This window comes from Streptomyces sp. NPDC046887 (genome assembly GCF_040644755.1).
GTDB lineage: Bacteria > Actinomycetota > Actinomycetes > Streptomycetales > Streptomycetaceae > Streptomyces > Streptomyces lichenis.
The window spans coordinates 12,110-33,884 of the sequence record NZ_JBEYXH010000046.1; the positions used below are offsets into that span (position 1 = coordinate 12,110).

Annotated in this window: 18 protein-coding genes; 5 read left to right on the forward strand and 13 right to left on the reverse strand. The window is 71.1% G+C overall.

Features of this window, described 5'->3' with window-relative positions; all coding sequences use genetic code 11:
* Positions 1-39: 39 nt before the first annotated feature.
* The 4 genes from ABZ945_RS29475 to ABZ945_RS29490 all read right to left on the reverse strand — a co-directional run bounded on the left by ABZ945_RS29475 (position 40) and on the right by ABZ945_RS29490 (position 4,204).
* On the reverse strand, positions 40-1,668 hold the full coding sequence (locus ABZ945_RS29475; protein WP_361275660.1) for a ubiquinol-cytochrome c reductase cytochrome b subunit: 1,629 nt from the start codon (positions 1,666-1,668) through the stop codon (positions 40-42).
* Complete coding sequence (locus tag ABZ945_RS29480; protein WP_361275663.1) at positions 1,665-2,714, reverse strand: Rieske 2Fe-2S domain-containing protein; 1,050 nt, start codon at positions 2,712-2,714, stop codon at positions 1,665-1,667. The genes ABZ945_RS29475 and ABZ945_RS29480 overlap by 4 nt, the downstream gene beginning before the upstream one ends.
* Positions 2,711-3,520, reverse strand: a complete 810-nt coding sequence (locus ABZ945_RS29485; protein ID WP_361275666.1) for a c-type cytochrome — start codon at positions 3,518-3,520, stop codon at positions 2,711-2,713. The genes ABZ945_RS29480 and ABZ945_RS29485 overlap by 4 nt, the downstream gene beginning before the upstream one ends.
* A gap of 63 nt (positions 3,521-3,583) precedes the next feature.
* Complete coding sequence (locus ABZ945_RS29490) at positions 3,584-4,204, reverse strand: heme-copper oxidase subunit III (protein ID WP_248635501.1); 621 nt, start codon at positions 4,202-4,204, stop codon at positions 3,584-3,586.
* A 200-nt stretch (positions 4,205-4,404) separates the two neighbouring features.
* On the opposite strand from ABZ945_RS29490, the gene ABZ945_RS29495 reads away from it, so the two are divergent.
* Positions 4,405-4,806, forward strand: coding sequence for a hypothetical protein (locus ABZ945_RS29495; protein ID WP_361275669.1), 402 nt, complete (start codon positions 4,405-4,407; stop codon positions 4,804-4,806).
* Positions 4,807-4,864: 58 nt separating this feature from the next.
* On the opposite strand, the gene ABZ945_RS29500 is transcribed toward ABZ945_RS29495, so the two are convergent.
* From ABZ945_RS29500 to coxB, 4 genes are all read right to left on the reverse strand, one after another.
* Positions 4,865-6,103, reverse strand: a complete 1,239-nt coding sequence (locus ABZ945_RS29500; RefSeq protein ID WP_361275672.1) for an Ig-like domain-containing protein — start codon at positions 6,101-6,103, stop codon at positions 4,865-4,867.
* 149 nt (positions 6,104-6,252) lie between these two features.
* Entirely contained in the window at positions 6,253-6,651 is a 399-nt protein-coding gene (locus ABZ945_RS29505) for a cytochrome c oxidase subunit 4 (RefSeq protein WP_361275674.1), read from the reverse strand.
* Positions 6,648-8,399 carry a cytochrome c oxidase subunit I gene (gene ctaD / locus ABZ945_RS29510; RefSeq protein ID WP_361275677.1) on the reverse strand — a complete coding sequence of 584 codons (1,752 nt, stop codon included), beginning with the start codon at positions 8,397-8,399 and terminating at the stop codon, positions 6,648-6,650. Before ctaD ends, ABZ945_RS29505 begins: the two co-directional genes overlap by 4 nt.
* Positions 8,396-9,340, reverse strand: coding sequence for a cytochrome c oxidase subunit II (gene coxB, locus ABZ945_RS29515; protein ID WP_361275680.1), 945 nt, complete (start codon positions 9,338-9,340; stop codon positions 8,396-8,398). Before coxB ends, ctaD begins: the two co-directional genes overlap by 4 nt.
* Positions 9,341-9,608: 268 nt before the next feature.
* Between coxB and ABZ945_RS29520 the strand changes: the two genes are divergently transcribed.
* Positions 9,609-11,012 (forward strand): aminotransferase class V-fold PLP-dependent enzyme, encoded by a 1,404-nt coding sequence (locus ABZ945_RS29520; RefSeq protein WP_361275683.1) that lies wholly within the window; start codon positions 9,609-9,611, stop codon positions 11,010-11,012.
* 24 nt (positions 11,013-11,036) lie between these two features.
* Here ABZ945_RS29520 and ABZ945_RS29525 read toward each other — a convergent pair whose 3' ends face one another.
* Positions 11,037-12,011 (reverse strand): carbohydrate kinase family protein, encoded by a 975-nt coding sequence (locus ABZ945_RS29525; protein ID WP_361275686.1) that lies wholly within the window; start codon positions 12,009-12,011, stop codon positions 11,037-11,039.
* 128 nt (positions 12,012-12,139) lie between these two features.
* On the opposite strand from ABZ945_RS29525, the gene ABZ945_RS29530 reads away from it, so the two are divergent.
* Both ABZ945_RS29530 and ABZ945_RS29535 read left to right on the forward strand, forming a co-directional pair.
* A complete protein-coding gene (locus ABZ945_RS29530; protein WP_361275689.1) occupies positions 12,140-12,346 on the forward strand; it encodes a hypothetical protein in 207 nt (68 codons plus the stop codon).
* A gap of 218 nt (positions 12,347-12,564) precedes the next feature.
* Positions 12,565-14,139 (forward strand): hypothetical protein, encoded by a 1,575-nt coding sequence (locus tag ABZ945_RS29535; RefSeq protein ID WP_361275691.1) that lies wholly within the window; start codon positions 12,565-12,567, stop codon positions 14,137-14,139.
* Between the two features lie 127 nt (positions 14,140-14,266).
* On the opposite strand, the gene ABZ945_RS29540 is transcribed toward ABZ945_RS29535, so the two are convergent.
* Positions 14,267-14,623, reverse strand: coding sequence for an iron-sulfur cluster assembly accessory protein (locus ABZ945_RS29540; RefSeq protein ID WP_105869238.1), 357 nt, complete (start codon positions 14,621-14,623; stop codon positions 14,267-14,269).
* A 296-nt stretch (positions 14,624-14,919) separates the two neighbouring features.
* Between ABZ945_RS29540 and nadA the strand changes: the two genes are divergently transcribed.
* A complete protein-coding gene (nadA, locus tag ABZ945_RS29545; RefSeq protein WP_361275693.1) occupies positions 14,920-16,107 on the forward strand; it encodes a quinolinate synthase NadA in 1,188 nt (395 codons plus the stop codon).
* Between the two features lie 138 nt (positions 16,108-16,245).
* Here nadA and ABZ945_RS29550 read toward each other — a convergent pair whose 3' ends face one another.
* The 3 genes from ABZ945_RS29550 to ABZ945_RS29560 form a co-directional block, all read right to left on the reverse strand.
* Entirely contained in the window at positions 16,246-19,410 is a 3,165-nt protein-coding gene (locus tag ABZ945_RS29550; protein WP_361275696.1) for an efflux RND transporter permease subunit, read from the reverse strand.
* A 229-nt stretch (positions 19,411-19,639) separates the two neighbouring features.
* Positions 19,640-20,317 (reverse strand): response regulator transcription factor, encoded by a 678-nt coding sequence (locus ABZ945_RS29555; RefSeq protein WP_361275699.1) that lies wholly within the window; start codon positions 20,315-20,317, stop codon positions 19,640-19,642.
* On the reverse strand, positions 20,314-21,600 hold the full coding sequence (locus ABZ945_RS29560) for a histidine kinase (RefSeq protein ID WP_361275731.1): 1,287 nt from the start codon (positions 21,598-21,600) through the stop codon (positions 20,314-20,316). Before ABZ945_RS29560 ends, ABZ945_RS29555 begins: the two co-directional genes overlap by 4 nt.
* Positions 21,601-21,775: the final 175 nt, after the last annotated feature.

Sequence of the window (21,775 nt, forward strand, 5' to 3'; positions counted from 1 at the left end):
GGCGGGTCACCGGCTCGCGCGGCCGGTGGGGTCAGCGGGTCAGTGGTGGCCTCCGTGACCGCTGCTGATCTCCCGGTACTCCTCGGCGGTGGCCTTGGAGACCTGGTTGCCCTCGCCGTAGTAGCCCTTGCTGAGCTTGGCGCGGAGCTTCTCGCCGCGGGTGAGCTTGCGCTCGACGCCGTTCTCGTCGACCGCGGGGCCGATCTCGACCGGCTCGTACTGCTCGTGCGCGGTGAGGGAGTAACGCTGCGACTGGCTGAGCGGCTCGTGGATCTCCACGAACTCGCCGTGCGGCAGGCGCTTGATGATGCCGGACTCGCGTCCGTGTAGCACCTTGTCGCGGTCGCGGCGCTGGAGGCCCATGCAGATCCGCTTGGTGACGATGAACGCGATGACCGGTCCGACGAAGTAGAAGATCCGGACGAACCAGGTGATCGAGTTGATCGACAGATGCAGGTGGGTGGCGAAGATGTCGTTGCCACCGCCGATCAGCATGACCATGTACGAGGTCACCCAGGCGACGCCGAGCGCGGTGCGGGTCGGGGCGTTGCGCGGGCGGTCCAGGATGTGGTGCTCGCGCTTGTCGCCGGTGATCCACGACTCGATGAACGGGTAGACCGCGATCGCGGCGAGGACCAGGCCGAAGACGACCAGCGGGATGAACACACCGAGGACCAGGGTGTGGCCCCACAGGTTGATCTCCCAGCCCGGCATCACCCGGACCAGGCCTTCGGCGAAGCCCATGTACCAGTCGGGCTGGGCGCCGGTGGACACCTGGTCCGGCCGGTACGGGCCGAGCGCCCAGATCGGGTTGATCGTGAACAGTGCCGCGATCACCGCGATGACGCCGAAGACCAGGAAGAAGAAGCCTCCGGCCTTGGCCATGTAGACCGGCAGCAGCGGCATGCCGACCACGTTCTTGTTGGTCCGGCCGGGGCCGGGGAACTGCGTGTGCTTGTGGTAGAAGACCAGGATGAGGTGGGCCACCACGAGGCCGAGCATGATGCCCGGCAGCAGCAGGATGTGGATCGAGTAGAACCGGGCGATGATGTCGTGGCCCGGGAACTCCCCGCCGAACAGGAACATCGAGATGTACGTGCCGACGATCGGCACGGACAGGATGGCGCCCTGGGTGAAGCGGACACCGGTGCCGGAGAGCAGGTCGTCCGGGAGCGAGTAGCCGGTGAACCCGGTGAACATGCCGAGGGCGAACAGCAGGAAGCCGAACAGCCAGTTGATCTCACGCGGCTTGCGGAACGCGCCGGTGAAGAAGACGCGCATCATGTGCACGAACATGCCGGCGATGAAGATCAGCGCCGCCCAGTGGTGGATCTGCCGGATGAGCAGGCCGCCGCGGACGTCGAAGCTGATGTCAAGGGTCGACGCGTACGCCTCGGTCATCCGGATGCCCTGCATCGGGACGTACGAGCCGTGGTAGTGGACCTCGTTCATGCTCGGGTGGAAGAACAGCGTCAGGTACACACCCGTGAGGATGATGATGATGAAGCTGTAGAGGCAGATCTCGCCCAGCATGAAGGACCAGTGGTCCGGGAAGATCTTGCGCATGTTGGCCTTGGCCAGGGAGTAGATCCCGAGCCGGCCGTCCGCCCAGTCGGCCACCCGCTCACCGGCGGGCGCCTTGCGCTTGGCGTCGGTCGTGGTGCTCATCCGCGCTCCCAGAATGCAGGGCCGACGGGCTCGGCGAAGTCGCCGAGCGCTTGGAGGTTGCCCTCGCCGTTCACACCGATCCGCAGCTGCGGCAGCGGATGGCCGGCCGGACCGAAGATGACGCGCGCGCCGTCGGAGAGGTCGAAGGTGGACTGGTGGCACGGGCAGAGGACGTGGTGCGTCTGCTGCTCGTACAGCGAGATCGGGCAGCCCACGTGGGTGCAGATCTTCGAGAAGGCGACGATGCCCTCGTGCGACCACTCCAGCTCGCGGCGGTCCTTGATGTCCTGCGGCTGGATCCGCACGATCATCAGGGCGTCCTTGGCGATCTTGTTGTTGAAGTTCTCGTCGTCCTCCTCCAGGCCCTCGGGCTTGGCGAAGGTCAGCGAGCCCACCACGACGTCCTCGGGACGCAGCGGCTCGTTGGTGTTCATGTTGATGAGCTGGAGGCCCTTCTTCCACGAGGTGTGGAAGAGCTTCTTCTCGGGCAGCGGGCCCAGCTCGCGCAGCAGCACCACGCCGGAGAGCGGCACCATGGCCAGCGCGCCGAGCATGGTGTTGCGGATCAGCGGGCGGCGGCCGATCGCGGACTCCCGGGCGCCGTCGGCGAAGTCGGCCATGACCTTGGCCTTGACCTCGGGGGTCGCCTCGATCGCGTGCCGGTCGTCGGCGACCTCCTCGTCCGACATCAGGGTGCGGGCCCAGTGGACCGCGCCGGCGCCGATGCAGAACAGCGCCACGCCCAGGGTCAGACCCAGGGACAGGTTCGTCGCGCTGACGTGGCCGATCGGCCACACGTAGACGATCTTGTCGACCGGGAAGACGACGAAGGAGGCGATGAAGCCGATCGTCGCCAGCATCGACAGGGTGAACAGCAGGGCGACCGTGCGCTCGGAGCGCTTGGCGGCCCGCTCGTCCACATCCTGGATGCGGGGCTTGTGGGGCGGCAGCCCCGGGTCGGCGAACGGGTTCTCGGCTACCGCCGTGCCGTGCGCGCTGCCCTGCTCGTGCGGCAGGTTCTTGTCTGAAATCTCGTGGCTACTCATGACTTCTTGGCCTTAGCGGTGTGGGCCGCGACCCAGATGGCGACAGCGATGAGGGCACCCAGACCGAAGATCCATCCGAAGAGGCCCTCGCTCACCGGACCGAGTCCGCCGAGCGCGAAGCCGCCGGGGGTCGGCGTCTCGTCACCGTTCACGGACTTGACGTACGCGATGATGTCCTTCTTCTCCTTCTCCGGCATCGTGGTGTCGGGGAAGGACGGCATGTTCTGCGGGCCGGTCTGCATGGCCTCGTAGATCTGCTTGGGAGTGGAGTCCTCCAGGCTCGGCGCGTACTTGCCCTTGGTCAGGGCGCCGCCCTCACCGGTGAAGTTGTGGCACTGGGCGCAGTTGGTGCGCCACAGGTCGCCGCCGCGCGCGATGTCCGCGCCCTCGGGGTTGTACTGCTTCTCGGTCGGGGTGACCGGGCCGGGGCCGAGGGAGGCCACGTACGCGGCGAGCTGGTCGATCTGCGCCTGGTCGTAGATGACCGGCTTCTTCGGCACCTGGGCGCCGGGCTGCTGCGCGGGCATGCGCCCGGTCGCGACCTGGAAGTCGACGGCGGCGGAGCCCACGCCGACCAGGGACGGGCCGTCAGTGGTGCCCTGACCGCCGGTTCCGTGGCAGCTCGCGCAGCCGACGGAGTAGAGCTTCTTGCCCTCCTCGATGGCGAGGGACTGGGCGGATTCGTCTGCCTGGGCCTTGCTCGCGGGCGCGAACGCGGCGTACAGCCCCCCGGTGGCCGCCAGCGCGAGGAGTAGGACGACGACAGCCGCCAGCGGATGGCGTCGTCGTGCGGAGAGCTTTTTCACGGATTACCCCGGTGTCAGGATCTTCTGCGTCGGTGCTTGCTGGATGTCGGGTGCCGGAGCCGACTACTTGATCATGTAGATCGTGGCGAAGAGGCCGATCCAGACGACATCGACGAAGTGCCAGTAGTAGGACACGACGATGGCGGCGGTTGCCTGCTCGTGGGTGAATCTCCGGGCCGCGTACGTCCGGCCGAGGACCAGCAGGAACGCGATGAGGCCACCGGTCACATGCAGTCCGTGGAAGCCGGTCGTCAGGTAGAACGCCGAGCCGTAGGGGTCGGAGGAGAGGGAGAGCCCGTGCTCCTTGACCAGCTCGGTGTACTCGAAGACCTGGCCTCCGATGAAGATCGCACCCATGACGAACGTGATGATGAACCACGCCCGGAGCTTCTTCACGTCACCGCGCTCGGCGGCGAACACGCCGAGCTGGCAGGTGAGTGAGGAGAGCACCAGGATCGTGGTGTTCGTCGCCGAGAACGGGAAGTTCAGGTAGCTGGCCTTCTCGGACCAGAACTCGGCGCCCGTCACCGATCGCAGGGTGAAGTACATCGCGAAGAGGGCCGCGAAGAACATCAGCTCGGAGCTCAACCAGATGATGGTTCCGACGCTGGTGAGGTTCGGCCGGTTGACCGACGGGTGCGCGTGCCCGGTTTCTACTGTCGTTGCTGTCGCCACGACCGACATTATGTCGGTCGCTTATCCCGCCCTCACTCCGGGGGGTGCCGTTCGGAGTGTTGATGGGCTCTGTCCAGCCCGAACGGCCCATCCCGGGGCCCGGACAAGGCCCCTCGAAGGGGTGATCGGACCGGTGCCCGGGGAGCGGTGGACGGAGTAGCATCCGGCGCATCGGATCCGCCCGCACCGCCGACGTCCTCGGAGGAACCATGCAGTCGAGTGCCACCGTGCTGGTCTACAGCGACGATGCGAACACCCGCTCCCAGGTGCGGCTCGCGGCCGGGCGCAGGCCCGCCGCGGACATCCCCCCGGTGGAGTACGTGGAGTGCGCCACGCTGCCCGCCGTGCTGGCCCACCTGGAGGCCGGCGGGATCGACGTCTGCGTGCTGGACGGCGAGGCGGTGCCCGCGGGCGGCATGGGCGTGGCCCGGCAGATCAAGGACGAGATCTTCCGCTGCCCGCCGGTGCTGCTGCTGATCGGCCGCCCGCAGGACGCCTGGCTGGCCACCTGGAGCCGCGCGGAGGCCGCGGTGACCCTGCCGGTGGACCCGGTGGAGCTGGCGGACGCCCTGGCGGCGCTGATCCGCTCCCGGTTGTCGGTGGAGGCCTGATGCCGGTGTCCCCTGTCCGGCGGTCGCGGACAGGGGACACCGGCGCGCTGCCGGGGAGCTAGACCCCCGGGCTGAGCCTGAGGGGGGCGGTGTTGGGGGCGCCGGCCTTGGCGGAGCTGCCGGTCTGCCACTTGTCCCAGGACAGGTTCCAGTCGCCGTAGCCGTTGCCGAAGTGGTTCATCTCGTCGCCGCCGCTGTTGACGACCTTGACGATGTCGCCCTCCTTGACGGTCTCGTAGAACCAGGACGCGTTGGCGGTGGACATGCCCACGCAGCCGTGGCTGACGTTGGCCGAGCCGTGCGAGCCGGCCGACCAGGGGGCGGCGTGCACGTACTCGCCGCTCCAGGTGACCCGGGTGGCGTAGTACACCGGCAGGTCGTAGCCCTCGCTGCTGCCGGCCGCGATGCCGACGGTGGTGCCGCGCATACGGACGAAGTACTCCTTGCCGAGCACCACCTTGACGCCGTTGCGGGTGTCGAAGCCGGGCTTGCCGGTGGTCACCGGAATGGTGTTGATCACTTCTCCGTTGCGGAACACCGTCATCTCGTGCGCGGACGCGTCGGTGACGGCCTCGATCCGGTCGCCGATGTCCAGCTTGAGGACGCCGGGGTCGGCCCCGTAGAGGTCCTTGCCGATCCGCACCCCGGCGAGGGTGCCGGAGACGGTGACCTTGGCACCGGTCGGCCAGTACTCCTTGGGCCGGAAGTGCAGCTTCTCGTCGTCCACCCAGTACCAGGCGCCCTCCACGGCGGGGGTGGAGCGCACCTTCAGGGAGCGCTCGACGGCGGCCCGGCCCTCCTTGGAGGAGACCGGCTCGCTCAACTCCGCGGTGATGGGCTGCCCGACGCCGTAGGTGCCCTCCTCCGGACCGAACGCGACCCGCAGGACCTTCTTGGCGGCGGCCGTCTGGAAGGTCTGCGTACGGGCGCCCGGGGCGCCCTTGGCGTCCTCGGTGGCGACCCGCACGGTGTAGCGGGCACCGGCGACCAGCGGGGCGGTGGAGCGCCAGCGGGTGCCGTCGGCGGACAGCTCGCCGGCCAGGAAGTGGCCGGCCGCGTCGACGGCGGTGACGTCGGTGATCCGGCTGTCCTTCTCCCGGGCGGTCACCTCCAGCGGCTTGTCCAGCGGGGCCTTGGCGGCGCCCGAGGTGTTGAACGCCACCTGGGCGGCCGCGTCGGCGGGGCGGCCGGCGAGGGGGTGGCCGTCCGGCTGACCGCACGCGGTCGCGGCCGCGCCGGTGACGGCGACCAGCAGGGTGCAGCTGATGGCGGTGCGCAGACGGGGTGTGTCGTTCATACGCTCAACGTACGAACGGGCGTTGGCAGCGGCACCCGGTGTGAGCCGAAAGGGTGACCCACCTGGGTGATACCGGGCCGGAGAACGCCGCACCGGCGGCCTCCCTGAGGGAGACCGCCGGTGCGGGTGGTGCGGGGTGGGCGCGGAACCTACTGGTTCTGGTTCTCGCCCCGGTAGTACTCGAACACCCAGCCGAAGAGCCCGACGAGGATCAGCGGGAGGGAGAAGTACAGCAGCCACCAGCCGATGGCCACGCCGAGGAAGGCGAACCCGCCGCCGATGGCGAGCGAGAGCGGCTGCCAGCTGTGCGGGGAGAAGAAGCCGACCTCGCCGGCCTCGTCCGCGACGTCCGCCTCCTTGTCGTCCTGCGCCATGGCGTCGACCCGCTTGGCCGTGAAGGCCAGGTAGAAGCCGATCATCACGGTGAGGCCGAAGGAGAGGAACAGGGCGGTGGTGCCGACCGGCTCCTTGGACCACAGGCCGTACAGGATGGCCATGGCGAGCACGAAGGCGCTCAGCCAGAGGAACATCTTGCCCTGGATCTTCACTTGCCCGCCTCCTTGGCGCCGCCGAAGAGGGCGGTGTCCTTCTGCTCGTCGTTTTCGAGCTGGCCGACGGCCGCGATCTCAGGGTGGTGCAGGTCGAACGCCGGGGATTCGGACCGGATGCGCGGCAGCGTGAGGAAGTTGTGCCGCGGCGGCGGGCAGGAGGTCGCCCACTCCAGCGAACGCCCGTAGCCCCAGGGGTCGTCCACCTCGATCTTCTTGCCGTACTTGGCCGTCTTCCAGACGTTGTAGAAGAACGGCAGGATCGACAGGCCGAGCAGGAACGAACTGATCGTGGAGACCGTGTTCAGCGCGGTGAAGCCGTCCGCGGCCAGGTAGTCCGCGTACCGGCGGGGCATGCCCTCGGCGCCCAGCCAGTGCTGCACCAGGAAGGTGCCGTGGAAGCCGATGAACAGCGTCCAGAAGGTGATCTTGCCGAGGCGCTCGTCCAGCATCTTGCCGGTGAACTTCGGCCACCAGAAGTGGAAGCCGGCGAACATCGCGAACACCACGGTGCCGAAGACCACGTAGTGGAAGTGCGCCACCACGAAGTACGAGTCGGAGACGTGGAAGTCCATCGGCGGCGAGGCCAGGATGACACCGGTCAGACCACCGAAGGTGAAGGTGACCAGGAAGCCGATCGTCCACAGCATCGGTGTCTCGAAGGACAGCGAGCCCTTCCACATGGTGCCGATCCAGTTGAAGAACTTCACACCGGTCGGTACCGCGATCAGGAAGGTCATGAAGGAGAAGAACGGCAGCAGCACACCGCCGGTGACGTACATGTGGTGCGCCCACACCGTCACCGAGAGGCCGGCGATCGCGATGGTGGCCGCGATCAGACCGAAGTAGCCGAACATCGGCTTGCGGCTGAAGACCGGGATGATCTCCGAGACGATGCCGAAGAACGGTAGCGCGATGATGTACACCTCTGGATGGCCGAAGAACCAGAAGAGGTGTTGCCAGAGCAACGCGCCGCCGTTGGCGGCGTCGAAGATATGGGCACCGAACTTGCGGTCCGCCTCCAGGGCGAACAGCGCGGCCGCCAGCACCGGGAAGGCGAGCAGGACCAGCACACCGGTCAGCAGCACGTTCCAGGTGAAGATCGGCATCCGGAACATCGTCATGCCGGGGGCGCGCATGCAGATGATCGTGGTGATGAAGTTGACCGAGCCGAGGATGGTGCCGAAGCCGGAGAAGGCCAGACCCATGATCCACATGTCGGCGCCGACGCCCGGCGAGCGGACCGCGTCCGACAGCGGGGAGTAGGCGAACCAGCCGAAGTCGGCCGCACCCTGCGGAGTGAGGAAGCCGGCCACCGCGATCAGCGAGCCGAACAGGTAGAGCCAGTAGGCGAACATGTTCAGCCGCGGGAACGCCACATCGGGCGCGCCGATCTGCAGCGGCATGATCCAGTTGGCGAATCCGGCGAACAGCGGCGTCGCGAACATCAGCAGCATGATCGTGCCGTGCATCGTGAACGCCTGGTTGAACTGCTCGTTCGACATGATCTGCGTACCCGGCCGGGCCAGCTCGGCGCGCATGAAGAGCGCCAGCAGACCGCCGATGCAGAAGAAGGCGAACGAGGTGACCAGGTAGAGCGTGCCGATGGTCTTGTGGTCGGTGGTGGTGAGCCACTTGATGACCACGTTGCCCGGCTGCCGGGTCCGCAGCGGAACCTCGTTCTCGTACGGCTCACCCGCGCCGCCGGGCTTGGTGGCGGCACCCTGGGGTTCGTTGAGGATGCTCACAGTTGGTTCGTCTCCGTGTTCCGGGCCGGGTCCGTCTGCGCGATGCCCGACGGGATGAAGCCGGTCTGCCCCTTCTCGGCCAGCTCCTTCAGGTGCTGCTGGTAGCGCTCCGGGGAGACCACCTTCACGTTGAACAGCATCCGGGAGTGGTCGACGCCGCAGAGCTCGGCGCACTTGCCGCGGAAGGTGCCCTCCTGGGTGGGCGTCACCTCGAACACGTTGGTGTGGCCGGGGATGACGTCCTGCTTGAAGAGGAAGGGCAGCACCCAGAAGGAGTGGATGACGTCACGGGAGGTCAGGACGAGCCGGACCTTCTCCCCCTTCGGCAGCCACAGGGTCGGGCCCGGGTTGCCGTTCTGCGGGTTCCGCGTGCCGGGGATGCCGTAGTCGTAGACGCCCTCGGCGCCCGCCGGGAAGGCCTTCTGGTACCGGTCCGGGATGGCGGACAGGTTCTCGTTGCCCTTGGCGGACGTCTGGGCGTTGCCGTCGACGTCCTCGATGTAGTTGAAGCCCCAGCTCCACTGGTAGCCGACCACGTTGACCGTGTGGGCCGGCTTGTCCGAGAGAGTCAGCAGCTTCGACTCGTCCCGGGCGGTGAAGTAGAAGAGCACCGAGACGATGATGAGGGGGGTCACCGTGTACAGCGCCTCGATGGGCATGTTGTAACGGGTCTGCGGAGGAACCTCGACCTTGGTGCGGCTGCGCCGGTGGAAGACGATGCTCCACAGGATCAAACCCCAGACCAGCACGCCCGTGACGAGCGCAGCCGCCCACGAGCCCTGCCAGAGGGAGAGGATGATCGGAGCCTCTTCCGTCACCGGGGTCGGCATACCGAGGCGGGGGAAGTCCTCCCAGTTGTACGAGCAACCGGTCGCGGTAGCCAGGATCAGGCCCGCAGTCAGCGCCTGCGGCAGCTTCCGCCGCAACGGGCGCCGCGACATGGGGGTACCGCCCCCGCCCTTCAGGCGGTGGGGGAGGTCGGAGCCGTTGGGACTCACGTAGCGCCTTCCCGAGAGTCTCGCCCGCGCGACCGGCCGCGGCCGTCACGCTGGTCGGTCGCCGGGCCCTGACGCGGGCAGGGGTTTGGATGTTTATGCGGACCAAACCCTACTGGACGCTATTTGGGGTCGCGCGGGGAGGGTGCCCAACGCGCGGGGGGAGCCTTCTTTTGGGGGTGAGGGGCCCGTCGGCTCCCGTCAAAATAGGGGTGTGACCTACTTCGACGCCGCATCCTCCGCTCCCCTGCACCCCGTGGCCCGGCAGGCGCTGGTCGCTGGGTTGGATGAGGGGTGGGCCGATCCGGGGCGGCTGTACCGGGAGGGGCGGCGGGCGCGGCTGCTGCTGGACGCGGCGCGGGAGGCGGCGGCGGAGGCGGTGGGGTGCCGTCCGGACGAGCTGACGTTCACTCCTTCGGGGACGGCCGCGGTGCACACCGGAGTTGCCGGGGCGCTGGCCGGGCGGCGGCGGGCGGGGCGGCGGCTGGTGGTCTCGGCGGTGGAGCACTCCTCCGTACTGCACGCCGCCGCGGCGCACGAGGCGACCGGCGGGGCGGTCGTGGAGGTGGGCGTGAACCGGGCGGGGCGGGTGTCCCCGCAGGCGTACGCGGAGGCGCTGGGCGAGGAGGGCGAGGGCACCGCGCTGGCCTGCCTCCAGTCGGCCAACCACGAGGTGGGCACCGAGCAGCCGGTGGCGGAGGTGGCCGGGGTGTGCCGGGCGGCGGGGGTGCCGCTGCTGGTGGACGCGGCGCAGTCGCTGGCCTGGGGGCCGGTCGCGGGTGACTGGTCGCTGCTGACCGGCAGCGCCCACAAGTGGGGCGGGCCGGCCGGGGTGGGGCTGCTGGTGGTGCGCAAGGGCACCCGGTTCGCGGCCCAGGGGGCGGCGGACGAGCGGGAGTCGGGGCGGTCGGCCGGGTTCGAGAACATCCCGGCGGTGGTGGCCGCGGCGGCCTCGCTGCGGGCGGTACGGGCGGAGGCGGCGGCCGAGGCGGCGCGGCTGCGGGGGCTGGTGGACCTCATCCGGGCCCGGGTGCCCGGGCTGGTGGCGGACGCGGAGGTGGTGGGCGACCCGGTGCGGCGCCTGCCGCATCTGGTGACGTTCTCCTGTCTGTATGTGGACGGGGAGACACTGCTGCATGAGCTGGACCGGGCCGGTTTCTCCGTTTCGTCCGGATCCTCCTGTACGAGCTCCACGCTGACGCCCAGCCATGTGCTGCGCGCGATGGGGGTGCTGTCGGAGGGGAACGTCCGGGTGTCGCTGCCGCCGGGCACCGAGGAGGCGGAGGTGGCGCGGTTCCTTCAGGTGCTGCCGGGCGCGGTGGCCGGGGTGCGCGAGCGCTTCGGCGCCCCGGTGGCGGAGGCGGCCGTCCAGGGGGACGCCCCCGAGGAGGGCGGGGAGCTGGTGGTGGACGCGCTGGGGCGGCGGTGCCCGATCCCGGTGATCGAGCTGGCGAAGGTCTTCGGCGAGGTGCCGGTGGGCGGCCTGGTGACGGTGCTGTCCGACGACGAGGCGGCCCGGCTGGACATCCCGGCCTGGTGCCAGATGCGCGGGCAGGAGTACGTGGGCGAGCGCCCGGCGGAGCGCGGTACGGCTTACACGGTCCGCCGGACGTCCTAGCTACCTCTAGCTACGCGGGCGGGCTCAGCCCAGGTGGGAGCGGACCTCGGCGGCGGCCTCGTCGCCGTACGCCTTGGTGAAGCGGTCCATGAACTGGGTGCGCCGCAGGGTGTACTCCTGGGTGCCCAGGGTCTCGATGACCAGGGTGGCGAGCATGCAGCCGATCTGCGCCGAGCGCTCCAGGCTGACGCCCCAGGTCAGTCCGGACATGAAGCCGGCCCGGAAGGCGTCGCCGACACCGGTGGGGTCGACCTTGGCCTCCTCGTCCGGGGTGCCGACCTCGATGGGCTCCTCGCCCACCCGGTCGATGCGGACACCCCGGGCGCCGAGGGTGGTGACCCGGTGGCCGACGCGGCCGAGGATCTCCTCGTCGCTCCAGCCGGTCTTGGACTCGATGAGCCCCTTCTCGTACTCGTTGGAGAAGAGGTAGGTGGCCCCGTCCAGCAGGGTGCGGATCTCGTCGCCGTCCATGCGGGCGATCTGCTGGGAGAAGTCGGCGGCGAACGGGATGCCCCGACCGCGGCACTCCTCGGTGTGGCGGAGCATCGCCTCGGGGTCGTCGGCGCCGATGGAGACCAGGTCCAGCCCGCCGACCCGGTCGGCGACGTGCTTGAGCTCGATCTGGCGGGCCTCGCTCATGGCGCCGGTGTAGAAGGAGCCGATCTGGTTGTGGTCGGCGTCGGTGGTGCAGACGAAGCGAGCGGTGTGCAGCACCTCGGAGATCCGGACCGAGTCGGTGTCCACTCCGTGCCGGTCGAGCCAGGCACGGTACTCGTCGAAGTCGGCGCCCGCCGCGCCGACCAGGATCGGGTGGGCGCCGAGCTGGCCCATGCCGAAGCAGATGTTCGCCGCCACCCCTCCCCTGCGGACGTCGAGGTTGTCGACCAGGAAGGAGAGGGAGACCGTGTGCAGCTGGTCGGCGACCAGCTGGTCGGCGAAACGGCCGGGGAAGGTCATGAGGTGGTCGGTGGCGATGGAGCCGGTGACTGCGATTCGCACGGCTGTGCTCCTGCGGCTTCAGGGGAAGTCGGTCGCTTGAGGCTATCGGGTCCCCGGACCGGCCAACGCTGGAAACTACCCGATAGTAGGCCTTTTTCGGTCGCCTTTCCGCTGCGTACGGTGCCGTTATGGCGACAAACGACGTGGTGCGTGAGCAGCGGGAGTCCGAGTACGACCTGGTGGAGCTGAGGGGGCAGAGCGCGCGGATGGCGCCGCACTGGGCGCCCCCGGTACGGACGGCGCCCGCCCCGGTGCCGCCGTCGCGGATCCACGGGGTGGTCGTCTCCCCCGCCTCCGCCCGGCTGGTGGACTCCCTCGGCGGATACGGGGTCTGAGGGCTGATACGCGTACGGGGGTAGGCGTAGGGCTTCCGGCGCCGGTGCCCGTGCGGGAGGTCTCGGCCCGACTGGTGCGGGCCGGTCGCGCGGGCGCCGGCCCCTTCCGCGTACCCCTTCCGGCGTAATCGCGGCGCCGGTGGGGAACCGCTCGCCCGCCGCCTCCGTCCCAGGGGTGTCCCGGGGCGACGGCGTCCCGGCGGTCGAAGGAGCGAGCGGTGAGTGGTGGCACGGAGCGGACAGGGCCGACCGGAACCGCGCCTCGCCGAGGGCGTTCCCCGCTCGCCGTCGCCTCGGTGGCGGCGGCGGTGCTGCTCGTCGGCGGTGGCGGCGCGTATCTGGCGACCGCGGCCCCGGATGACGGCAAGGAGCGGCACGGGGCGGCTCCGGCGGGGGACGTACCGCCTCCGCCGCTGGTGCTGGACGGCCATGGCGGATCGGATGGGGAGGACACCGCCGCGGGTATCGCGCCGGGTGAGCCCGACCCGTCCGGGGTGGAGTACGTGGCCAAGGGCGTGCTGCCGAAGGGCCCGGGGCGGGCGCCGGTGTACCGGGCGACGGACGAGGTGGACGCCGGGCAGGTCACCCGGCTGGCGCGGGCGCTGGGGCTGAAGGGCGAGCCCCGGGCGGTCGGCGCGGTGTGGAAGGTGGGTCCGGACAAGGGCCGCCCGGGGGCCGCGCTGGAGGTGGAGCGGCAGGCGCCCGGCACCTGGTCGTTCGGTGACTTCGGCGGCGCGGTGGACGGGACGACCGGGGACAACTGCCTGAAGGGCAAGATCTGCGACCCGAGCGGCGGTGGTACGCCCGAGGGGAGCTCCGTACCGGGCAGCGGCAAGGGCACCGGGGGCGACCCGGTGGACGAGGCGGCCGCGCGCACGGCGGCCGCCCCGGTGCTGGAGGCGGCCGGGCAGGGCGGTGCGGCGCTGGACGCGTCCCAGGTCACCGGCTCGGTGCGGTCGGTCAACGCCGACCCGGTGGTGGGCGGACTGCCCACCTACGGCTGGGCGACCGGCGTCCAGGTAGGCCCGGACGGCCGGGTCACCGGGGCGAGCGGGCGGCTGGCGGCCCCGGAGCGGGACGCGGTGTACCCGGTGATCGGCGCGGACCAGGCACTGAAGCTGCTGAACCGGCCCGCCCAGGGCGCCCCGCCGTCCATCGGCGGCTGCGCCACCCCGGTGCCGGCCGGGAAGGACGGCGGCAAGGACGGCGGCCCGGCGGTGGAGAAGGACCCGCTGAAGGGGGACGTGGCCTGTGATCCGGCGAAGCCCGCGCTGACGCAGAAGGTGACGGTGGAGCGGGCGGTCTTCGGGCTGGCCGCGGCCGCCTCCTCGGGCCGGCCGGTGCTGGTGCCGTCCTGGCTGTTCGAGGTGCGGGCCGGGTACGAGGGCCGGCCGTTCACCATCACCTATCCGGCGGTGGACCCGAAGCACCTGGCACCCGCGGAGTCGGCGACCCCGGACCCGTCCGCTTCTCCGGACCCGGGCGCGAGGGAGCCCGGATCGAACGAGCCCGCGCCGCAGGAGCCGGGTTCCTCGCCGCGGGTGGAGTCCTTCACGGCGGACGGGAAGACGCTGACCGCCCGGTTCTGGGGCGGGGTGTGCTCCACCTTCACGCTGCGCGCCGAGGAGACGGCGGAGCGGGTGGCGCTGACGGTGGTGGAGAAGCCGAGCAGCCCGGGCCGCGCCTGTATCGCGATCGCCGAGGAGCAGACGGTGGAGGTCACGCTCAAGCAGCCGCTGGGCGACCGGCGGGTGGTGGACGCTCGCAGCGGTGAGCGGGTGGAGCGGCGCTGAGCCGCGCCTGACGGTGGCATGACTCACGGCATGGCTCGTGGCATGACGAAGGCGGCGGCCTTCCGGATACGGGATCCGGGGCCGCCGCCTTCGTCGTTCCGTCGCGGCGGGTGGTGCCGCGGGCGGGTCAGCTGAAGGAGTCGCCGCAGGCGCAGGAGCCGGTGGCGTTCGGGTTGTCGATGGTGAAGCCCTGCTTCTCGATGGTGTCGACGAAGTCGATGGAGGCGCCGCCCAGGTAGGGGGCGCTCATCCGGTCGGTGACCACGCGGACGCCGTTGAAGTCCTTGACGACGTCACCGTCGAGCGAGCGCTCGTCGAAGAAGAGCTGGTACCGCAGGCCCGAGCAGCCACCGGGCTGCACGGCGACGCGCAGCGCCAGGTCGTCGCGGCCTTCCTGGTCGAGCAGGGCCTTGACCTTGGCCGCGGCGGCGTCCGACAGGAGGATGCCGTCGCTGACAGTGGTCTTCTCGTCCGATACGGACATCTGCTTCTCTCCCGGGGTGTACGGAGACTGCTTGCCGACGGGTACAACCGGCGGAGCCATGGATTCATTCCGAGCGGATTCGTTCCGGGGCGGATTCGCTCCGGGCGGATTCGTCCCAAGCCGGGCCGGGCCGGACTTCGGCTCGTCCTTTCATGCTCGCACACCCGGCCGGGGAGGGGCACCGGCCGGGAGCAAGGGGGTGCGTCACATCGACACAATGGCCATCGTCAAAGTGACGTGAATCAGCTACCATGGATAGCGTCAATTAGACGAAAAGACTGTGGAAGAAAGGGTAGGTGCGTGACGTGACCACCGCCCAGCCCCTGGATGTCCAGCCGACGCCGCTCGCTCTGCTGCTGCTCGGCCGGGAGGCCGACCCCAAGAGCGAGCGGGGTGTGGAGTGCCCCGGCGACCTGCCCTCGCCCTCCGACCCGGACCTGGTCGAGCGCGCCCGCGCGGCCAAGGAGAAGCTGGGCGAGAAGGTGTTCGTGCTCGGCCACCACTACCAGCGCGACGAGGTCATCCAGTTCGCGGACGTGACCGGCGACTCCTTCAAGCTCGCCCGGGACGCGGCGGCGCGGCCGGAGGCCGAGTACATCGTGTTCTGCGGTGTGCACTTCATGGCCGAGTCCGCCGACATCCTCACCTCCGACGACCAGCGGGTGGTGCTGCCGGACCTGGCGGCGGGCTGCTCGATGGCCGACATGGCCACCGCCGAGCAGGTCGCCGAGTGCTGGGACGTGCTGGCCGAGGCCGGTGTGGCGGAGGCGACCGTGCCGGTCGCGTATATGAACTCCTCCGCCGACATCAAGGCCTTCACCGGCAAGCACGGCGGCACCATCTGCACCTCCTCCAACGCCAAGCGGGCCCTGGACTGGGCCTTCGAGCAGGGGGAGAAGGTGCTCTTCCTGCCCGACCAGCACCTCGGGCGGAACACCGCGGTCCGCGACATGGGGATGTCGCTGGAGGACTGCGTGGTCTACAACCCGCACAAGCCGGGCGGCGGGGTCACCCCGGAGCAGCTGCGCGCCGCCAGGATGATCCTGTGGCGCGGGCACTGCTCGGTGCACGGCCGGTTCTCGCTGGAGTCGGTCGAGGACGTGCGGGCGCGGATCCCGGGTGTCAACGTCCTGGTGCACCCCGAGTGCCGGCACGAGGTGGTGGCGGCCGCGGACTACGTGGGGTCCACGGAGTACATCATCAAGGCGCTGGAGGCGGCCCCGGCCGGTTCCACGTGGGCGATCGGCACCGAGCTGAACCTGGTCCGGCGTCTGGCGAACCGTTTCGCCGCCGAGGACAAGAAGATCGTCTTCCTCGACAAGACGGTCTGCTTCTGCTCGACCATGAACCGGATCGACCTGCCCCATCTGGTGTGGACCCTGGAGTCGCTGGCCGAGGGCAAGCTGGTCAACCGCATCGAGGTGGACCGGGAGACGGAGAGCTTCGCCAAGCTGGCGCTGGAGCGGATGCTCGCCCTGCCGTAGCGGCACAGCGATGACGAGAGGGGCGCCCCGCCGGCTGCGGGGCGCCCCTCTCGCCGTACCGCCCCGGATCCGGGAACCGGGCACGTCCCGGACCCGGGAGTCGGGTGGCCCGGGACCGTGTCCCCGAGCCGGGGTCGGTCAGGCGCGGGCCGGGGTCGGGTCGCGGTCGGTGGAGGGGTCGGCGGAGGGGTCGGGGCCGTCCTGGCCGGCCTTGGCCGCGCGCTTGGCCTGGCGCTTGGCGCGCCGGCGCTCCTTGCGGAGCTCCACCATCGCGTAGAGCGTCGGCACCAGCAGCAGGGTGAGCAGGGTGGAGGTGATCAGTCCGCCGATCACCACCACCGCCAGCGGCTGGGCGATGAAGCCGCCCTGGCCGGTGACCCCGAGTGCCATCGGGAGCAGGGCGAAGATGGTGGCCAGGGCCGTCATCAGGATCGGGCGGAGCCGGTGCCGGCCGCCCTCGACCACCGCCTCCACCACGCCCAGGCCCTGGGCCCGGTACTGGTTGATCAGGTCGATCAGCACGATGGCGTTGGTGACCACGATGCCGATCAGCATCAGCAGGCCTATCAGCGCCGGAACGCCCATCGGGGTGCCGGTGGCCAGCAGCAGGCCGATGGCGCCGGTCGCCGCGAACGGGATGGCGACCAGCAGGATCAGCGGCTGCACCAGTGAGCGGAACGCGGCCACCAGCAGCAGGAAGACCAGCGCGATGGCCGCCAGCATGGCGAGCCCGAGGCTGCTGAACGCCTCCTGCTGGTCCTCCGAGACGCCGCCGATGGAGGCGGTGGCGCCCTCCGGCAGGTCCAGCGCGTTGATCGCCTTCTGGAGCTCGGCGCTGACCGCGCCGGTGTTGTCGCCGACCGGCTTGGCGGTGATCGTGGCGGCTCGCGCCCCGTCGATCCGGGTGGTGGAGACCGGCCCGTCGACCAGCTCCACCTTCGCCACGTCGCCGAGCGTCACCGGTCCGAGCGGCAGCTTCCGCAGCTCGGCGGTGGTGGCGGCCGAGGTCGCGGAGGTGAGCACGACCTCGCGCTCGACGCCGTCCAGCAGCGCGGTGCCGGCCGGGGTGCCGCGTACCGCCTGGGTGACGGCCGCGCCGATCGCCGCCTGGGTCAGACCGGCCTCGGCGGCCCGGTCGTCGGCGGTGACCGAGATCCTCGGCACCGACTGGGACAGGTCGCTCTGCACACCGGTGACGTCGTCCAGCTCCGCCACCCTCTCCCGTACCCGGTCCGCGGCCTTCTCCAGGGTGCCGGCGTCGGAGGCCTTCACCACCACGCTGAGGTCCTGGCCACCGAAGCCCTCGCCGGCCGCGATCGTGGTGTCGCCGACGCCGTCCAGCTTCGCCAGTTCCGCGTCGATGGCGTCCTTGGCCCGGTCGTAGGAGGCGGAGTCGGCCAGCCTGACCTGGTAGGTGGCCTGGTTGGCGCCGGTGCCGCCGCCGAAGGCCGCCAGGAAGTCGGAGGAGCCGACGGTCACCTGGTAGTCCTTCACCTCGTCCAGCGAGCCGAGCACCTTCTCGACCTTGCGGGCCGCCTGGTCGGCCGCCTCCAGACTCGTGCCGGCCGGCAGCTCCTGACGCATCGACAGCACGTCCTGGTCGCCCGGGTCGAAGAAGTTGGTCTTCAGCAGCGGCATCATCCCGAAGGTCGCGAAGAGCACCGCCACCGCGATCGCCACACTGGTGAGCCGGCGGCGGGTGGCGAACCGGAGCACCGGGACGTAGGCGCGCTGGAGCCGGCTGCGCCGCTCCTTCTCCTCCGCCGCCTCACGGGCGGCGTCCGGGTCGCCGGGCGTGCCCTTGGGGGCGCGCAGGAACCAGAACGACAGCACCGGGACCACCGTCAGCGACACCAGCAGCGAGGCCAGCAGCGCCGCGGTGACGGTGAGGCTGAAGGAGCCGAACATCTCCCCGACGATCCCGCCGACCAGCCCGATCGGCAGGAAGACGGCGACGGTGGTGAGGGTGGAGGAGGTGACCGCGCCGGCCACCTCCCGTACCGCGGTGAGGATCGCCGAGGAGCGCTCCTCGCCGTAGCCGAGGTGCCGCTTGATGTTCTCCAGCACCACGATGGAGTCGTCCACCACCCGGCCGACGGCGATGGTCAGCGCGCCCAGGGTGAGCATGTTCAGCGACAGGTCCCGGGTCCACAGCACGATCAGCGCCAGGACGACGGAGAGCGGGATGGAGACCGCGGTCACCAGGGTGGAGCGGAGCGAGGCCAGGAACACCAGGATGACGATCACGGCGAAGACGAGCCCGAGCGCGCCCTCGGTGGTCAGCCCGGAGATGGCCTGGGAGACCGCCGGGCCCTGGTCGGAGACGACCGTCAGGGTGGCGCCGGAGCCGAGGTCGGCCCGGAGTCCGGGCAGCTTGTCTTGGACGGCCTCGGAGATGTCGACGGCGCTGCCGTCCTTGTCCATGGTGACCGTCACGGACAGGCTGGGCTCCCCGTTGGTACGGGTGACGGAGACCCGGCGGGACTCCTGCTGCGCCACCTCGGCGACGTCCCCGAGGCGGACCGCCTCGGCCTGGGGGGCCTTGCCCCCGGACGCCTTCGGGGCCGCGATCCGCAGCTCCTCGATCTGGCGCAGCGAGGTGTAGGCGCCGCCGACCCGCACGGTGCGGCTCTTGCCGTCCTCTTCGAGCGCGCCCGCGGGCACGGTGGTGCCGCCCGCCTGGAGCGCCTCACCGAGCGCCCGGGCGTCCAGCCCGGCCTTGGCGAGGGCACGGTCGTCGGGGGTGACGGAGACCTGGAGGTCCTGGACGCCGTCCACCGCGACCTTGCCGACGCCCTCGATGTCCTCCAGCGCCGGGACGACGGTGCGGCGCAGCCGTTCGGCGAGCGCCTGCGGGTCCTGCTCGGCGGTGGCGGCGAGCACCACGGTCGGCAGGTCGTCGGTGGAGCCGGCCACCACCTCCGGGTCCACGGTGGCGGGCAGCCGGGCGCCGGCCCGGTTGACCGCCTGCTGGACGTCCGCCACCAGCTGCCGGGTGGACTGCTCGCCGTAGTCGAAGGTGGCCATGACCACGGCGCTGCCCTCGCCGGCCGTGGCGGTGACGCCGGTGATGCCGTCCACCGAGGCCAGCGCGTCCTCGATCGGCTCGACGACCTGCTGCTCCACCACGTCCGGTGAGGCACCCTGATAGGGGGCGAGCACCGAGACCACGGGTAAGTCGATGGAGGGCAGCAGCTGCTGCTTGAGCTGGGGGATCGTGATCGCCCCGAAGACGATCACGAGGAGGGACACCAGACCCGTGAGGGCCCGTTGCCGGAGGCTGAGTTGGGACAGCCAGGACATGGGTCTCGACTTCCTTCGGTGGCTGTGGTGACGGCCGCGGCTGCGGATCTCGATGCGCCGGTGGTGGCTTCGGTCTCCTACGATCGGCCATCGCAAGGGCCGGGCCGTCGGCCCCAGGTCCGAATTCCTTACGCTGTATATACAGCGGATGGAGTAGTGCGCGCCCCGCTCGCGCTCCTCCGGGCGGCGCGAGAGGCGGCGCGGGCGCCGCGGGCGGCGGGGCGGGGGTTCAGTCGCCGCGCGGGCGGACCAGACCGGACTCGTACGCGGTGACCACCAGCTGCGCCCGGTCGCGGGCGCCCAGCTTGGCCATGGCCCGGTTGACGTGTGTCTTCACGGTGAGCGGGCTGACCTTCAGCCGGTCGGCGATCTCGTCGTTGGTCAGTCCACCGGCCACCAGCACCAGCACCTCCCGCTCCCGCGCGGTGAGCACGGCGAGCCGCTCGGCGTACGCGGACGCCCCCTCGCCGTCGGGGCTCTGCGCCAGGAAGCGGGCGATCAGCCCCTTGGTGGCGGCCGGCGAGAGCAGCGCCTCTCCCCCGGCGGCGATCCGGATGGCGCCCAGCAGCTCCTCCGGCTCCGCGCCCTTGCCGAGGAACCCGGACGCCCCGGCGCGCAGCGCCCGCACCACGTACTCGTCCACCTCGAAGGTGGTCAGCACCACCACCCGCACCCCGGCCAGCTCCGGGTCCTCGCCGATCAGCCGGGTGGCGGCGAGCCCGTCGGTGCCGGGCATCCGGATGTCCATCAGCACCACGTCGGCCCGGGTGGCGCGGGCCAGCGCCACGGCCTCGGCGCCGTCGGCGGCCTCCCCGACGACCTCCATGTCCGGTTCCGAGTCGATCAGCACCCGCAGCGCACTGCGCAGCAGCGCCTGGTCGTCGGCGAGCAGCACCCGGATCGTCACACGGCCTCCCCTGGTCCCGGGACGGTTCCCCCGGGCACGGCCCGGTCGGCGCCCGCTCGGCGCGGAGTCGGCGGCGCGGGGTCGGCCGGTGGAGCGGACAGGGGCAGTATCGCCTGCACCCGGAAGCCGCCCCCGTAGCGGGGTCCGGAGGTCAGCTCGCCGCCAAGCGCGGTGACCCGCTCCCGCATGCCCAGCAGCCCATGCCCGCCGCCGGTGCCGGTGTCGGTGCCGGGCTCGTCGTCTACGGCGTCGGTACGGGCGGAGGCGCGGCCGCCGTCGTCCAGGACGGTGACCTCGACCGAGCCGCCGAACCGCAGCACGCTCACCTCGGCGCGGACGCCCGGCCCGGCGTGCTTGCGGACGTTGGTCAGCGCCTCCTGGATGATCCGGTACGCGGCGAGGTCCACGGCCGAGGGCAGCGGGCCCTCGTCGGGGCGGGCCAGCTGGACCGGCAGCCCGGCATGGCGGAAGCCCGCCAGCAGCTCGTCCAGCAGGGCGAGTCCGGGCGCCGGTTCGGTGGGCGCCTCCGGGTCGCCGGACTGGCGGAGCAGCCCGACGGTGGTCCGCAGCTCGTCCAGCGCCGAGCGGCTGGCGGTGCGGACGTGCGCCAGCGCCTCCTTGGCCTGGTCCGGGCGCCGGTCCATGACATGGGCGGCGACCCCGGCCTGCACATTGACCAGGGCGATCAGATGGGCCACCACATCGTGCAGGTCGCGGGCGATCCGCAGCCGCTCCTCGGCGACCCGGCGGCGGGCCTCCTCCTCCCGGGTGCGCTCGGCCCGCTCGGCCCGCTCGCGGATGGCGTCCACGAACGCCCGGCGGCTGCGGACCGCGTCCCCGGCGGCCGCCGCCATCCCGGTCCAGGCGAAGACCGCCAAGTTCTCCTGGGCGTACCAGGGGTCGGGCCCGCAGATCATGGCGGTGCCGGTGAGCACCGCCATGGTGGCCAGGCCGACCCGCCAGGTGGTGGGCCGGTCGGTGCGGGCGGCGACGGTGAAGAGGGCGACGACCGCGCCCATGGCGACCGGGGCGGCGGGGTCGCCGCCGGCGAACTCCAGGCCCGTCACCGCGCCGGTGCACCCCAGCGCGACGAGCGGGGCCCGACGCCGTACCAGCAGCGCGGCCGCGCCGACCGCCATCAGCAGCACACTGGGCAGATCCGGCGCGCGGTCGCCGAAGAGGGTCCCGTTCGGCCGGTGCGGATCGGCGTAGGAGCCGGCCACCATGCTGACCAGCACCGCGAGCGCGATCGCGGAGTCCAGCGCGAAGGGGTGCTCGCGCAGCCACCGCCGGTGGCGAGCCCCGGGGGGCGGCCGGTCGGCCGGGCGGGAGGGAGAGGTGGTGAGGGGGGCGGAACCGTCGGCGGGCGCGGGGGCGGGGCCGGGTGAGGCCAGGGGGGCGGGTGAGCGGGTTCGGCCGGTGTGTTCGTTCTCCCCCGGCACGGCGTCCCCCTTCGGT